At 69.6% G+C, this 13,668-nt stretch carries 13 protein-coding genes and 5 pseudogenes; 10 read left to right on the top strand and 8 right to left on the bottom strand.

Annotation, left to right across the window (positions count from 1 at the left end):
• The first annotated feature begins 12 nt into the window (after positions 1-12).
• The 4 genes and pseudogenes from recO to AAF143_RS16730 all read left to right on the top strand — a co-directional run bounded on the left by recO (position 13) and on the right by AAF143_RS16730 (position 3,472).
• Positions 13-827 (top strand): annotated as a pseudogene (gene recO, locus AAF143_RS16715) (DNA repair protein RecO).
• Positions 828-846: 19 nt separating this feature from the next.
• Positions 847-2,226: an MFS transporter gene (locus AAF143_RS16720; RefSeq protein ID WP_255008962.1), complete on the top strand. Its 1,380-nt coding sequence runs from the start codon at positions 847-849 to the stop codon at positions 2,224-2,226.
• 29 nt (positions 2,227-2,255) lie between these two features.
• Positions 2,256-3,281, top strand: coding sequence for a glycosyltransferase family 4 protein (locus AAF143_RS16725; protein ID WP_414027412.1), 1,026 nt, complete (start codon positions 2,256-2,258; stop codon positions 3,279-3,281).
• Positions 3,278-3,472, top strand: coding sequence for a hypothetical protein (locus AAF143_RS16730; RefSeq protein ID WP_414027413.1), 195 nt, complete (start codon positions 3,278-3,280; stop codon positions 3,470-3,472). Before AAF143_RS16725 ends, AAF143_RS16730 begins: the two co-directional genes overlap by 4 nt.
• Here AAF143_RS16730 and AAF143_RS16735 read toward each other — a convergent pair.
• From AAF143_RS16735 to AAF143_RS16750, 4 genes and pseudogenes are all read right to left on the bottom strand, one after another.
• Entirely contained in the window at positions 3,433-4,140 is a 708-nt protein-coding gene (locus AAF143_RS16735; RefSeq protein WP_414027414.1) for a transglutaminase-like domain-containing protein, read from the bottom strand. The two genes, AAF143_RS16730 and AAF143_RS16735, sit on opposite strands and share 40 nt — an antisense overlap.
• Positions 4,141-4,319: 179 nt before the next feature.
• Positions 4,320-4,960: pseudogene (pyrF, locus tag AAF143_RS16740) on the bottom strand (orotidine-5'-phosphate decarboxylase).
• Positions 4,957-6,258: a tyrosine--tRNA ligase gene (gene tyrS / locus AAF143_RS16745; RefSeq protein ID WP_255008957.1), complete on the bottom strand. Its 1,302-nt coding sequence runs from the start codon at positions 6,256-6,258 to the stop codon at positions 4,957-4,959. Before tyrS ends, pyrF begins: the two are co-directional and overlap by 4 nt.
• A 63-nt stretch (positions 6,259-6,321) precedes the next feature.
• The gene (locus AAF143_RS16750) at positions 6,322-6,645 is read right to left on the bottom strand and encodes a DUF1825 family protein (RefSeq protein WP_255008955.1); all 324 of its coding nucleotides are present in this window, start codon (positions 6,643-6,645) and stop codon (positions 6,322-6,324) included.
• A gap of 99 nt (positions 6,646-6,744) precedes the next feature.
• On the opposite strand from AAF143_RS16750, the gene AAF143_RS16755 reads away from it, so the two are divergent.
• From AAF143_RS16755 to AAF143_RS16780, 6 genes and pseudogenes are all read left to right on the top strand, one after another.
• Positions 6,745-7,449, top strand: a complete 705-nt coding sequence (locus AAF143_RS16755; RefSeq protein ID WP_255008953.1) for a response regulator transcription factor — start codon at positions 6,745-6,747, stop codon at positions 7,447-7,449.
• Positions 7,450-7,557: 108 nt separating this feature from the next.
• A complete protein-coding gene (locus tag AAF143_RS16760; protein WP_414027415.1) occupies positions 7,558-7,905 on the top strand; it encodes a hypothetical protein in 348 nt (115 codons plus the stop codon).
• Complete coding sequence (locus AAF143_RS16765) at positions 7,863-8,183, top strand: hypothetical protein (protein ID WP_414027416.1); 321 nt, start codon at positions 7,863-7,865, stop codon at positions 8,181-8,183. Before AAF143_RS16760 ends, AAF143_RS16765 begins: the two co-directional genes overlap by 43 nt.
• Before the next feature lie 72 nt (positions 8,184-8,255).
• Positions 8,256-8,852, top strand: a pseudogene (locus AAF143_RS16770) (GIY-YIG nuclease family protein); the annotation flags it as partial.
• An 86-nt stretch (positions 8,853-8,938) separates the two neighbouring features.
• Positions 8,939-10,429, top strand: a pseudogene (locus AAF143_RS16775) (leucyl aminopeptidase).
• 30 nt (positions 10,430-10,459) lie between these two features.
• Positions 10,460-10,693 carry a hypothetical protein gene (locus tag AAF143_RS16780; protein WP_255008947.1) on the top strand — a complete coding sequence of 78 codons (234 nt, stop codon included), beginning with the start codon at positions 10,460-10,462 and terminating at the stop codon, positions 10,691-10,693.
• On the opposite strand, the gene AAF143_RS16785 is transcribed toward AAF143_RS16780, so the two are convergent.
• The 4 genes and pseudogenes from AAF143_RS16785 to lpxA form a co-directional block, all read right to left on the bottom strand.
• Positions 10,664-10,885, bottom strand: coding sequence for a hypothetical protein (locus AAF143_RS16785; protein ID WP_255009122.1), 222 nt, complete (start codon positions 10,883-10,885; stop codon positions 10,664-10,666). The two genes, AAF143_RS16780 and AAF143_RS16785, sit on opposite strands and share 30 nt — an antisense overlap.
• A gap of 108 nt (positions 10,886-10,993) precedes the next feature.
• Positions 10,994-11,641, bottom strand: a complete 648-nt coding sequence (gene msrA, locus AAF143_RS16790; protein ID WP_255008946.1) for a peptide-methionine (S)-S-oxide reductase MsrA — start codon at positions 11,639-11,641, stop codon at positions 10,994-10,996.
• A pseudogene (gene lpxB / locus AAF143_RS16795) lies at positions 11,642-12,845 on the bottom strand (lipid-A-disaccharide synthase). It abuts the gene before it with no gap.
• Complete coding sequence (gene lpxA, locus AAF143_RS16800; RefSeq protein WP_255008944.1) at positions 12,842-13,666, bottom strand: acyl-ACP--UDP-N-acetylglucosamine O-acyltransferase; 825 nt, start codon at positions 13,664-13,666, stop codon at positions 12,842-12,844. Before lpxA ends, lpxB begins: the two are co-directional and overlap by 4 nt.
• Between the last annotated feature and the right edge of the window lie 2 nt (positions 13,667-13,668).

Below are 13,668 nucleotides of genomic sequence, written 5' to 3' on the forward strand. Positions count from 1 at the left end.
GGACGCCTCGCCATGAGCCCCGAGCGGATCCTGGAGGGGCTGTCGCTCAAGTGCGGGGCCCTGGGGGAGAACGACCGGCTCCTGACCCTGCTCAGCGCCGAGGAGGGATTGGTGCGCCTGGCGGTGCCCGGGGCCCGGCGGCCGAAAAGCAGCCTGGCGGCGGCCGTGCCCCTGGTGCTGCTGCGGCTTCAGGTGGGCGGCGGCCGCGGCCTGGCCCGGGTGCGGCAGCTGACGGTGGCGCGCAGCTACGCCAACCTGGCGGGGCGCCTGGAGGCCCTGGCCGCGGCCCAGTCCCTGGCGGAGCTGGCCCTGCAGCTGGTGCCCAGTGGCGAGGGAGTGCCCGGCGCCCTCGACGACCTGCTGATGCACCTGGGCCGGCTCGAGACCGTCGTGAGCGAACGCCAAGGCAGCCTCGAAGCCCTGGCGATCAGTGTCCAGGCGCACGTGCACCTGCTGGCCCTAGGGGGTTATGCCCTGCCCCTGCAGCGCTGCTCCCGCAGCGGCTCTGCCCTGGAGCCCCCCTGGGCGACTGGAGCTGGCGCTGCAGCCTGCTGCCCGCTGAGGGCCTGGTGATCGGGGCGGTGCCCGGCGCCCTGCTGATGCTCAACGCTTCCGAACTGGCCCTGCTGCAGCGCCTCACCCGGCCGGCCCTGCCCCGCACGCGTGCCGGCGAGCTGATGGGTCCCGAGCTGGTCTGGCTGCGGTTGCTGCAAGTGATTGAGTTGTGGTGCGGCGAACACCTGGACCGGCGCAGCCGCTCCCTGGGCCTGCTGCGGATCTGCTTCGCTCCGGACCACCCGCTGCCACCGGGCGCTGGGCGATCATGAACGCACGATCAACCAAGCCTTGAGCGCTCTCCCTCCAACCGGTGCCTCTCCCTCTCCTGAACCGGTGGAGGGCCAACGAACAGCCGGCCTGCAGGCGGTGCTCGCCCTCCCGGAGTTCCGGCGGCTGTGGTGCGGCCAGGTGCTCTCCCAGTTGGCGGACAAGTTCTACATCGTTTTGATGGTGTTCCTGATCGCCCAGTACTGGGTGACGGACACACCCTTGAGCAGCGGCGCCCTGGCCGAGGCGGCCACGGTGCTGCGCATGGATCTGGAAACCCGGGCCCAGATGATCACCCTGCTGGCCACGGGGATCTACGTCGCCAACACGGTGCCGGCGATGGTCTTCGGCCTGGTGGCCGGGGTCTGGGCCGACCGCTGGCCCAAGCGCAGCGTGATGGTCGCCTCCAACGGCCTGCGGGCCGGCCTCACCCTGCTGGTGCCCTTCTGCCTGATTGATGGTCCCCACTGGCTGGGCCTGAGCTGGGGCTACTGGGGCCTGGTGGCGATCACCTTCCTGCAGTCGGTGCTGACCCAGTTCTTCGCCCCAGCCGAGCAGGCGGCCATCCCGTTGCTGGTGCCCCAGCCCCAGCTGCTGGCGGCCAATTCGCTTTACCAGGCCTCCAGCATGGGGGCCACGATCGTCGGCTTTGCCCTCGGCGATCCCCTGCTGCGCCTGCTGCGCAACCTGCTGTCCCACGTGGGTCTGCAGAACGGCGAATTCCTGCTGCTGCCCCTTTGCTACGGCCTGGCCGCCCTGGTGCTCGGCACGATCAAGCTGGAGGAGAGACCACGACCGGCCAGCACGACGACGGTGTGGAGCGAGATCGGCGAGGGTTTCGAGGTGCTGCGCGACCGGGCCAGCGTGCGCAACGCCATTCTCCAGCTGGTGCTGCTCTACAGCCTTTTGGCGGCCCTCTACGTGCTGGCGATCAGCCTGGCCTCCACGATCGAGAGCCTCGGCCCCACCCAGTTCGGGGTGTTGCTGGCGATGAGCGGCGTCGGGCTGGCCCTGGGGGCCCTGGCGGTGGCGCAGGTGGGCCACGGTTTCAGCCGCCGTCGCCTGGCTGCTGCCGGTCTGGGCACGATCGCCTTCTCCCTGGTGCTGCTGGGGCAGGTGCGCGGCAATCTGGTGATCACCCTGGTGCTCTGCGGGCTGCTCGGGGTGGGGGCGGCGATGCTGGCGATTCCGGCCCAGACCACGATCCAGGAGGACACCCCGGAAAGCCTGCGGGGCAAGGTGTTCGGCCTGCAGAACAACATGATCAACATCGCCCTGAGCCTGCCGCTGGTGCTGGCGGGGGCGGTGGTGAGCCGCTACGGCCTGCTGCCGGTGCTCTGGGCCCTGGCGGCCCTGGCCGTGCTGGCCGCCCTGCTGGAGCGCCCCTGGGAGCGCTGCTAACGTTTTCGCTGGAATGAAGCGCGGCCCCGGTGGCTCACATTGCCTGGCTAGGCAAGAAATCTCCCTTCTGCGGCAACGTCACCTACGGCCTCAGCACCACCCACGCCCTGCGCCAGCGGGGCCACCAGATCAGCTTCATTCATTTCGACACCTCGGCCGCCCAGCAGCTCAAGGGGCTCGGCCAATTCGGGCATCTGGGTGATCAGCTGTTCCACTGGGCCCCGAACGCCCTGGAACCCGGTGAATCCCCCGAGGTGGCCCTGCCTTACCTGGTCAAATCCCAGGTGTACACGATCCCGTCTCCGGGGGCCCAGCGGGAGTTCCGCGAATCGCTCGAGCGCCTGCGGCCCGATGTGGTGCATGCCAGCCTCACACTCTCGCCCCTGGACTTCCTCCTGCCGGACCTCTGCCAGCAGCTCGGACTGCCCCTGGTGGCCACCTTCCACCCCGCCTTCGACGCCGGCCTGCGCAACCTCACCGCCGGCACCCAGCAGCTCACCTACCAGCTCTATGCGCCCACCCTGGCCCGCTGCGACCGGGTGATCGTGTTCTCCGATCTGCAGGCCGAGGTGCTCTCCCGGCTGGGGGTGAAAGACGATCGGCTGGCGGTGATTCCCAACGGCGTCGACGTCGACGCCTGGCGCCCTTCGGCGCTCGGGCCCAGTCCAGCGCTGGCGGAGCTGCACCAACGGCTGGGGGATCGGCGCCTGTTCCTTTACATGGGGCGCATCTCCACAGAGAAGAACGTGGAGGCCCTGATCCGCGCCTGGCGGCTGGTGCGACCCGAGGGCTGCCGGCTGGTGATCGTGGGCGACGGCCCCCTGCGCAACGGACTCCAGGCCGGCAGTGATGGGGACGACCTGCTCTGGTGGGGCTACGAACCGGATCTGGATCGCCGCATTGCCCTGCTGCAGCAGGCCGAGGTGTTCCTGCTGCCGTCGCTGGTGGAGGGACTCTCGCTCGCGCTGCTGGAGGCGATGGCCAGCGGCACCGCCTGCGTGGCCACCGATGCCGGCGCCGATGGGGAGGTGCTGGAGGGGGCGCCGGCATCGTGATCAGCACCCAGGGGGTCACCACCCAGCTGCGCACCCTGCTGCCGGTGCTGCGGGACCAGCCCGTGCTCACGGCCGAACTGGGCCGGCGCGGGCGGGAGCGGGTGCTGGAGCGCTACACCTTGAAGCGCAACATCGACGCCCTCGAGCAGCTCTACGGCGAGCTGGTGCCCAGGGAGGTCGTGTCCGCCTGATCCGGCTCCAGTTCGCGCGCGATCGTGATCACACGGAAGCTGTTGAGGTCATGGCTGCCGAACGACTGGAGAATCGGCACATCGGCGGCATCGCGACCTCGCCCCACCAGCACCCGGCCGATGCGGGGCTGGTTGGTGCGCGCGTCGAAGGTGAACCAGCATCCCCCCAGGTAGGCCTCGAACCAGCCCGAGTAATCGATCGGTTCCGGGCTCTCCTCCACACCGGTGTAGCCCATGTAGCCGGTGCAGTAGCGCGCCGGGATGTTGAGGGCGCGGCAGAAGGCCACCGCCAGATGGGCGAAATCACGGCACACGCCCCGGCCCTCCCGCTCGGCCTCCAGGGCGGTTTTGCTGGAGCGCGCCGCCGAAGGATCGAAGAGCAGACGGCGATGGACCCAGTCACAGATGGCCTGCACCCGCTCCCAGCCAGGCGGGGTGGCCCCGAACAGCGACCAGGCCATCGGGGCCAGCAGATCGCTTTCGCAGTAGCGGCTGGCCCGCAGGTAGGGGTAGCACTGCACCGGCAGCTCCTCGACGGGGGCCTGGGGGGCCCCTGGCGCCACGGGCTCAGGCAGCCCACAGTCGCGGACGTGCGCCCGCAGCTGGATCGTGCTCGTGCCGGCGGGCGCCACCAGGCGCCAGAAGCGGTTGCCCTCCTCGTCCAGCACAAAGGTGCCCGCGCTGGGGGTTCTGAACTGATCTGCTCAAAGCCGATCAGATCCAGCAGCCGGCTGCTGTGCACGTGCATCAGCAGCAGCATCGGTGTGTCCTGGGCGCACTGGACCTCCAGATCGCAGCCCAGTTCGATCGTGATCAGTCCCAGCGTCAACGGATCAGCGCAATCGCGTCAGTCTGGCGACTGAAGCTCCTGGCAACAGGCGGCAAAGGCGGCCGCCGGATCGGAGGCCGCGCTGATCGGCCGCCCGATCACCAAGTAGCTGGCGCCGGCGGCGATCGCCCGCTGGGGGTCATCACCCGGGCTTGATCAGCCGTGGCGCTGCCGGCGGGGCGAATGCCAGGTGTGACCAGGGTGAAGGGTTGCGGGTGGGCCGCCAGGGGTTCAGCCACCTGCAACTCGGCGGCGAAGCGGGCGGGATCCCAGCTGGTGAGCACGGTGACCGCCAGCAGCGTTGGGGCCGCCAGCCCCGCGGCGCCCGCCCCCTCCAAGGCCCCCGCCTGGGCGGCCGAGAGGGCCTGCGAGCCTGCGCAGGCGTGCACGGTGATCAACTCCGCCCCCAGCCGGGCGGCGCTGCGGCAGGCCCCGGCCATGGTGGCGGGGATGTCGTGGAATTTGAGATCGAGGAACACCCGCAGGCCGCGCTCCCGCAGCTGAAGCACCACATCGGGACCGGCGGCGCAGAACAGCTCCAGACCCACCTTCACCCAGCGCAGCTCGGGGATGGCCCTGGCCAGGGCCAGGGCGGTTTCGGCATCCGGGCGATCCAGGGCCAGGATGATCCGCTCGGCGAGATCAGGGGCGCTGATCATCGGGCCACCAGGCGCCGGAAGGTCTTTTTGCCCAGCTGCAACACCTTGCCCGCCAGTTCGGAAGCAGCGCCGAATTCCTGGTTGGGATCGGCCAGCTTTTCGCCGTCGAGCTTCACGCCGCCGCCCTGGATCGCGCGCCGGGCCTCACTGCTGCTGGCGCAGAGCCCAAGGGCGGCCAGCAGATAAAACGCCTTGGCCGGGAAGTTCACGGCGGCCAGCGAAACCTCCTGCACCTCGGCATCGGCCACACCACCGCCGCCGGCCCCCGCCACCAGCCGCCCGGCATCGGCCTGGGCCGCAAGGGCCGCCGCCTCCCCATGCAGGCCGGCAGTGATCGCCAGGGCCAGGGCCTTCTGACGCTCCCGCGGGTTGGCCGGCAGCTCCGCCAGATCCAGATCGGTGAGCAGGTTCAGGTAGGCCTCCACCGCCGCATCGGGAACCTTCTCCAGCTTGGAGTAGGTGGAGAGCGGATCCTCCTGGAGCCCCACGGTGTTGCCGAGGCTCTTGCTCATCTTCTGCACCCCATCGGTGCCGGGCAGGATCGGCAGCAGCAGGGCGAACTGGGGCCGCTGGCCGTGGTGGCGCTGGAGGTCGCGGCCCATCGCCACGTTGAACTTCTGATCGGTGCCCCCCAACTCCAGATCGGAGCGGACCGCCACGGAGTCGTAACCCTGCAACAGGGGATAGAGGAACTCGTGCAAGGCGATCGGGGTGCCGCTGCCGTAGCGCTTGGAAAAATCCTCCTTGGCCAGCATCTGTCCCACGGTGCTCGTGCCCAGCAGGTCGATCACCGCCGGCAGATCCAGACCCGCCAGCCACTCGCTGTTGCGCCGCACCTCCAGTCGACCCGGCGTCTCGAAATCCAGCAGCGAACGGTCCCTGGGCTGGCCCTGGCCCAGCTGGACCAGGTAGGTGGTGGCGTTGGCCTCCACCTCCTCGGCCGAGAGCTGCACCCGGGTGACGCTCTTGCCGGTGGGGTCGCCGATGCGGGCGGTGAAATCTCCGATGATCAGCACCGCCGTGTGGCCCGCGTCCTGGAAGGCCCGCAGCTTGCGGAACAGGATTGAGTGGCCCAGGTGAATATCAGAGCCGGTCGGGTCGATGCCCAGCTTGACCCGCAGGGGCCGCCCCTCCCGTTGCGCCTCCGCCAGCCGGGCGCCCAGGCGCTGGTCGGGGTGGTCCAGCTCGCCGGAGGGAAACAGATCGACCACGCCACGCTCCAGCCAGCTCGGCAACGCCTCCCCACGGTCCGCAGATTGTCCAGCGCCCCCAACAGGTCCAGCGCCACCAACAGCCATGCCTGCCCTGCGATGGGCGGATCGTAGGCAGCCACGCTCCGTCCGCCGATGGCGGCTCAAGCGTTAGAGGCTCGCCTCCAGCTCCCTGCGCATCCGCTCCAGGGTGAGGTTCATCTGGGCGAACATCCCGTCGGGGGTGAGCCCGAACTGGCCCAGCTGGGTGCGCAACTGCTCCACCGTGAGCTTGGCCTGGAAATCCTCCGAGAGCTCGAAGCGCTTCATGAACACCTGGTAGCGCTCCATCAGCTCCTCCATCCGCTCGATGAACAGCTTTTTACCCTCCCGGTCGAACTTGCCGTACTCACCACCGAGCTCCATCAGCTGCTGGTAATCGCTGAACAGCCGCTTGGCCTCCTCCTGGACGATCTCCGAATCGAAAAATGCCATCGAACAGGCAGGCCCCAGCAGCAGTTTCGATTGTGAACGGCGTGATCGCCCCTGGGGAGTACGGATAGACGTATCCGAAGCCCCTGAGCAGAATGGCCCATGGATTTCACGCCCCGACTACAGGCGTTGCGTGAAACGCACGCCCAGCTGAACGCCGTGCTCGCGGGCCGCACGGTGCTGGCCTGCTTCGGCAAACGCAGCACGCTCAGCATCCTGCTGGCCGATCCCAATCGGCCGGAGCTGGTGGGGGGCGCCACCACGGAATCGGAGGGCCTCGCCCTGATGGACCGCCACCGGCCCACGCTCCTGATCACCAGTGACCGCCTCGAGCAGGGTTGCGGCATCGAGCTGGCCATCGGCGCCAAAGAGCGATACCCGGACTCCCTGGTGCTGCTGCTGCTGGCCGATATCCGCCGCCGGTCCCTGCTGCGCCGGGCCGTGGAGGCCGGCTGCGACGGCATGTGCCTGGAGAAGCGCATGGGCCTGGGCACGATGGTCGACGCGATCCAGTCCCTGGTGGGCGGTGGCCTCTACATCGACCGGGAGCTGCGGGACCTGCTGCGCGAGAGCCAACGCGGAGCGGGCCCGGAGCTGCTGGACCTGCCCACCGCCCGCGAGCTGGAGGTGCTGGAGCTGATGGTGAAGGGCTACACCAACCCCGAAATCGCCAAGACGTTGGTGGTCTCAGAGCAAACCGTCAAAACCCACATCAGCAATCTGCTGCTCAAGCTCCAGGCCCGCAACCGCGCCCACGCCGTGGCGATTGGGCTCTGCCGCGACCTGGTGAACTGGCCGAATCACTGAAGGTTGCCAGCGCTGGCAGCGGCATGAAAGCAGTGGCACGAAAGCAGTGGCATGACAGCCGTGGCGCTGCCGCTAACTTCCAGCCAGTTCAGCGCGATCCCACGCCCCATGGCCAAGGGCCACTGGTTGGATCCCATCGCCCGCCGTCTGCTGGAGGCCACGGGCCAGCTGCCGGCTGAACGCGGCCGAACCCATGGCGCCGGAGCGGAACCCGCCCCCGCAGGGGGTGCTCCAGAGGCGGAGGCCGAGCGGATCGAGCGCGAGTTGCTGGCCCTGAAACTGCGCCAGAACCCCGCCCTGCGCCTGCGCAGCTTTGAGGAGGTCGCCCACGCCGCCGCCCTGGGCTGGCATCTGGATGTGAACCGGGCCACCGCCACCGACTGGTTGCGGCTGCCGGGCTGCACCCCCGCCAGGTGGACCTGCTGCTGCGGCTCCAAGGGGGCGGGGTGCAACTGAGCGGGCCCGAGGATCTCCAACGGCTGCTGGAGCTGCCGGAGCCGGTGCTGCGGGGCTGGCAGCCTCTGCTGCGCTTCAGCTGGTACACCGATCCGCCCAAGGCAGGCCCGCCGCCGCTCGACCTCAACCAGGCCAGCGGCGAACAACTGGAGCGGCGCCTGGGCCTCTCCGGCGAACGCAACCAACGGCTGCTGCGGGAGCGCCAGCGGGGGCCTTCCTGGATCTGGCCGATCTGCAGCAGCGCTTGCAGCTGCCCGCCGATGTGGTCGAGGCGCTGATCGGCAAGGTCCGCTTCGGCACCGGGCCCGTGGGGCCCATGCTGCCGAAACCCGAAGCGGGGGGCCGCTGAGATGGCTCGCCAGGGGGATCTGTTCGACCCACAGGCCCCGCTGCCCCTGGGGGCCACCCCGGCCGCCCCGGAGCTACCGCTGTTGCGCCACCAACTGGAGCAGTGGCAGCAGCGGCTGATCGCCTTCCAGCGCCCGCTGTTCGAGGCGGCCAGCACTTCAGACCCACCGCGACCGGCCCAGGCCACTCTGTTCGCCCACGCCGCGGTGAGCGCCACCGAGCTGGCCGCCGCCTTCGCGCCCCTGGCCCTCACCCCCCAGCACCTGCAGTTCTGGCGCTGGCCCAGCGCCCCCCAGCGGGGGCCGCCCTCTACGTGGTGATTGATCAGCCGCCCCATCTGGCCTCCCCCTGCTGCTGTACATCGGCGAAACGGGCCGCGCCGAGCAGCGCTGGAAGGGGAGCACGACTGCAAGGACTACCTGGCCGCCTATGGCGAGGCGACCGCCAGCGTGGGGCTCACGGGTCGCCTGAGCATCCGCTTCTGGTTCGATGTGCCCACCGCCGTTCGGCCCCGGCGGGCGCTGGAGCAGGCCCTGATCCAGCGCTGGCAGCCGCCCTTCAACAAGGAAACCCGCCGGCGCTGGGCGACCCCTTCCACGCCGAACCGGCCTGAGCGAAGCACCCTGGGCGCAGCGATGCCTAGGGGCGCACTGGCTACGATCGCGGCGTCTGATCTGGCCCAACGATGGAGTTTCGCTGCACCCCCGCCGATGCCAGCAGCTGGGCCAGCAGTGGGAATGGTGACACCCTGGCGGTGGGTCTGTTCAGCGGTGAGGACGGCACCACTCTGGAGGCCCTGGAGGCCCACTTCGGCCCTGGGCTGAAGGAGCGGCTGGAGCAACGCCGCTTCAAGGCCAAACCCGGCGAAGTGCTGAGTTTCGACTGGCTGGGACGCCGCCCCGGCACCCTGCTGCTGGTGGGGCTGGGTGAGGCCGAAGCCTTCGATCTGGCCGGCCTGAGGCGGGCCGCCGCCGCCGCCGCCAAGGCGTCGTTGGCGGCGGGAGGCACCGACCTGGGCCTGGCACTGCCGCTGGCGGGAGTGGAGCCAGCGGAGGCGGTCAGCGCCATCGCCGGCGCCGTGCGCCTGAGCCTCTATGCCGACCAGCGCTTCAAGAGTGAGGCGGAGACCCGCCCCCTGCCCGAGCGTGTGAGCCTGCTGGGCTTCGAGGCCGCCCACGATGGCGTTCTGGCGGCCGTGGGGGCCACCTGCGCCGGGGTGGAACTGGCCCGGGAGCTAGTGGCGGCCCCCCCAACGTGGTCACCCCCAGGCCCTGGCGGACACCGCCGCCGCCATCGCCCGGGACTTCGGCCTGGAGCTCAAGGTGCTGGAGCGCGCCGACTGCGAGGCCCTGGGCATGGGCGCCTACCTGGCGGTGAGCCAGGCCTCAAGCCTGCCGCCCAAGTTCATCCACCTCACGTACCACCCAGCCGGGGAGGTGCGCCGCCGGGTCGCCCTGGTGGGCAAGGGGCTCACCTTCGATTCCGGTGGCTACAACCTCAAAACGGCGGGCTCCCAGATCGAGATGATGAAGTACGACATGGGCGGCAGCGCCGCCGTGCTCGGGGCAGCGCGGGCGATCGCCGAACTCAAGCCCGAGGGCATCGAGGTGCACATGATCGTGGCCGCCTGCGAAAACATGATCAGCGGCGACGCCCTCCACCCCGGCGACATCGTCACTGCCTCCAACGGCAAGACGATCGAGGTCAACAACACCGACGCCGAGGGCCGCCTCACCCTGGCCGACGCCCTGGTCTATGCCTGCAAGCTGGAACTGGATGCCGTGGTCGACCTGGCCACCCTCACCGGAGCCGTCGTGATCGCCCTGGGGGAGGAAATCGCCGGGCTCTGGAGCCCCAGCGACAGCCTGGCCGAGGCCCTGGTGACGGCCGGCCGCGATGGGGGCGAGAGCTTCTGGCGCCTGCCCCTGCAGGCCTCCTACATCGAAGGGCTCAAGAGCCCCGTGGCCGACCTCAAGAACACCGGCCCGCGGCCCGGGGGTCGATCACCGCCGCCCTGTTCCTGCAGGAGTTCGTGCGGCCGGATCTGGCCTGGGCCCACCTGGACATCGCCGGCACCGTCTGGAGCGACAAGGGCCGGGGGCTCGATCCAGCCGGGGCCACGGGCTTCGGCGTGCGCACCCTGGTGAACTGGGTGAGGAGTGGAGGCCCGGCCTAGGTTGGGCTGCGCTGACGTCTGACCCGAGCCATGGCCGTTCAGAAACTGCGTTGGTACCTTCGCGCCCAATCAGGGGTGCTGCTGCTGCCCCTGGGGCTTTGCCTGTTCGGAGAAGCGGTGGTGCGCAAGACCCAGCAGGCCCTCGGCCAGCCCCACGGCCCCTGGTTCTGGTACGGCACCCTCAGCCTGATCTGCGTGACCGCCGGCGTGGGCCTGATGATCGAAAGCGGCCTGCTACGCGGCTATCCCCGCAACCCCAGCTGAGGCCCCTCGCCCCCCGGGGTGGCCCTCCTGCTTCTGCAGCCCGGCTGGCGATTCCAGGGCGTGGATCTGCCAGTGGGCGCGATCGCTGCAGGAGGCCAACAGACGATCGAGATCTTCGGCCGCTTCCTTGGGGCTTGCGTAGGGACCCACATGGCGGGTATGCAGGCCTTCCTTGATCGTCAGCAGATACATCGCCAACGGGCGTTGCGCTGCCATCACGCTAAGGGCGTCAGGGCCCATGGGCCTGGGCAAATGTACGGATCACGCTCCAGTGGATGGGCCCATCGGCGTCGACAATGGTCACTTCGCCGGGGCACTCCAGGGAGTGGCGGTGCGGGCCTTTGAGCCCCAGAGCTGGTCAAGACGCCTGTCACGGCGGCAGGACCAGCGGTAGTAGTTGTATTTGAGGCTGTTGCGTTCAGCGAAGTTCTGGTGATACTCCTCGGCGGGCCAGAACGCTGCAGCCGGGCGAATCTGCACCTTCAACGCCGCGGGAGGGCGTTTCAATTCGCGCGCCGCGGCGAGCAGGCTGGCGCGGGCCTGCTCCGCCTGGCTGGCGCCGCTGGTGAAAATCACCGGGCGGTAGGAATCACCCCGGTCGCAGAACTGACCTCCCCCATCGAGGGCGTCCACGTTGCGCCAGTAACTGCGCAGCAGGGTGGGATAGCTGAGCCGGGCCGAATCGAACCGCACCTTGACGCTTTCCTGGTGGCCGGTGCCCCCCGCCGACACCTGGGCGTAGGTGGGCTTGCTCCCCGGGCCACCGCTGTAGCCACTGACCGCCTCGAGCACCCCAGGTAAGCCCTCCAGGTCGTGCTCCAGGCACCAGAAGCAGCCACCGGCGAACACCGCCTCCTCCATCGCCGCCTGGGCCGGCGCCACGAAAGTCAGCAGCAGCACCAGAGCCAGGGCGATCGGGCGCAGGATCGATCGGGAGGCTGGTTCCATTCAGGCGGCCGAGATGGAGGGGAGGGCAGAGGCAGGCAACTGGTCCAGGATCGCCGCCGCCGCCCGCTGGGTGACCCCCGGCTCCCCAAGGGCGCAGCGCAGACGCCCATAGCCTTCGAGGATGCGCTGACGCGCCGGACCATCCTCCAGCAGCGGCGCCGCCGCCGCTTCGATGGCTTCAGCCGTGAGGCCTTCCTGCAGCAGCTCCGGCACCAGCCGCTCATCAAGCACCAGGTTGACCGGGGAAATGTGGGGCACCGCGAAGCGAAGCAGATGGCGAGCCACGAAGGCCGTGGGCCGGCTGACCCGGTAGCCCACCACCTGCGGAACGCCGCGCAGGGCCAGCTCCAGATTCACCGTGCCCGATTTGGTCAGGGCCAGGTCGGCCGCCGCGCAGTGCACCGGACGCAGACGGTTGGCTTCCGCGGCCGGCACCACCGTGGCGTCGAGGCCCACCGCCGCCACGGCCTGTTTCAGGGGCTCCTCAAAGCCCGCCAGACCCGCCGGCACGATCACGCGCAGCTGCGGGAAGCGGCGCTGCAGCCGGGCCGCCGCCGCCACCAACGGGGGCAGCAGGTAACGCAGCTCCTGGGCTCGGGACGCGGGCGAGACCAGCAGCAGCTGCTCGTCGCCGCTCAGTCCCAGCTGGCGCCGGGCGTCCCCACGGCTGGGTTGCTCCTCCAGGGTGTCGAGCAGGGGGTGGCCCACCCAGCTCACCCGGGCGCCCTGGGCGGCGTAGAAGCGTGCCTCCTCGGGAAAGATCGCCAGGATCCGGTCGGTGAAGGCGATCAGGTGGGTGGTGCTGCCCTCGCCATAACGCCAGGCCCATTCCTGGGGGGCGATGTAGTAGATGATCGGCAGGCTGGGGCTGAGGCGTTTGAGCCGGCGGCCCAGGTTGACGTTGGCGCCGACGTAGTCGATCAGCACCAGGCCATCGGGGGGTGATCCCTCAACCAGCGGCCCACCCGCCGCTGCAGCCGCAGGGTGGGGAGCACGAGCGGCAGCACTTCCCAGAGGCCGATCGAGCCCATCGACGCGGTGTTGGCCAGGAGCAGGGCACCGGCCCGCTCCATGCGCTCCCCCCGAGGGCGACGATGTCCAGGGGCTGGCCCCGCCGCCGGGCCTCCTTGTGGAGCGCTTCGATCAGCAGGCCGCCCTGGAGGTCCCCGGACACCTCACCGGTGCTGATCAGCAGTCGGCTCATGAACGCTGGGCAGGCAAGGGACCCCGGCGGCCGGGCTGGATCGACGCCTCCAGGAAGGCACACAATTCCTCGGAGGCGGGCAACAGTTCAAGCGCGCGCACCTGGCGCAGGGCTTCGGCCAGCACCCAATCGCTCCGGTAGATCATGTTCCAGACCTCCTGCAGCTGGCGCAGCTGTTCGCCACCGTCCTGACGATCAAGGCCGCTGCGCTTCAGGCCCACGCGGTTGAGCCCCCGCAACCGGCCAGGGTGGCCCTCGACGATCGCAAACGGAGGGATGTCCCGATCGATGCGGCTCATGCCGCCCACCATCGCCAACGTGCCGATCTGCACGAACTGGTGGATGCCGAGCACCCCGCCGATCACCGCCCGATCACCGATCAGCACATGGCCGGCGATGGCGACGTTGTTGGCCACCACGATGCGGTCACCCAGCTGGCAGTTGTGACCCAGATGGCTGTAGGCCATCAGCAGATTTCCGCTGCCGATCCGGGTCTGCTCCCCTTCGGCGGTGGCGCGGTTGATCGTGACGCACTCGCGGATGGCGTTGTCATCCCCGATCACCACCTCGGTCGGGGCGCCGTTGTACTTGAGATCCTGGGGTTCCAGGCCGATGCAGGCCCCAGGGAAGATCCTGTTGCCCTTGCCCATGCGCACGTGACCATCGATCACCACGTGGGGTCCCAGGGTGCTGCCGGCGCCGATCACCACATCGGGACCGATCACCGTGTACGGACCCACCACCACGCCGGCCTCGAGCTCGGCGCGGGGGTCGACCACCGCGGTGGGATGAATGCTCACCTGAACTGCCGAGGACGTCATCG

The organism is Cyanobium sp. ATX-6F1, assembly GCF_047395825.1.
In the GTDB taxonomy this organism is placed as follows: domain Bacteria; phylum Cyanobacteriota; class Cyanobacteriia; order PCC-6307; family Cyanobiaceae; genus ATX-6F1.

Coding starts and splice junctions, on each gene's coding strand:
- tyrS (WP_255008957.1), bottom strand. CDS start 6,258: ATGGCTGTTGGTGGCGCTGGACCTGTTGGGGGCGCTGGACAATCTGCG.
- AAF143_RS16760 (WP_414027415.1), top strand. CDS start 7,558: ATGGCCAAGGGCCACTGGTTGGATCCCATCGCCCGCCGTCTGCTGGAG.
- AAF143_RS16785 (WP_255009122.1), bottom strand. CDS start 10,885: ATGTATCTGCTGACGATCAAGGAAGGCCTGCATACCCGCCATGTGGGT.
- AAF143_RS16755 (WP_255008953.1), top strand. CDS start 6,745: ATGGATTTCACGCCCCGACTACAGGCGTTGCGTGAAACGCACGCCCAG.
- AAF143_RS16750 (WP_255008955.1), bottom strand. CDS start 6,645: ATGGCATTTTTCGATTCGGAGATCGTCCAGGAGGAGGCCAAGCGGCTG.
- AAF143_RS16780 (WP_255008947.1), top strand. CDS start 10,460: ATGGCCGTTCAGAAACTGCGTTGGTACCTTCGCGCCCAATCAGGGGTG.
- lpxA (WP_255008944.1), bottom strand. CDS start 13,666: ATGACGTCCTCGGCAGTTCAGGTGAGCATTCATCCCACCGCGGTGGTC.
- msrA (WP_255008946.1), bottom strand. CDS start 11,641: ATGGAACCAGCCTCCCGATCGATCCTGCGCCCGATCGCCCTGGCTCTG.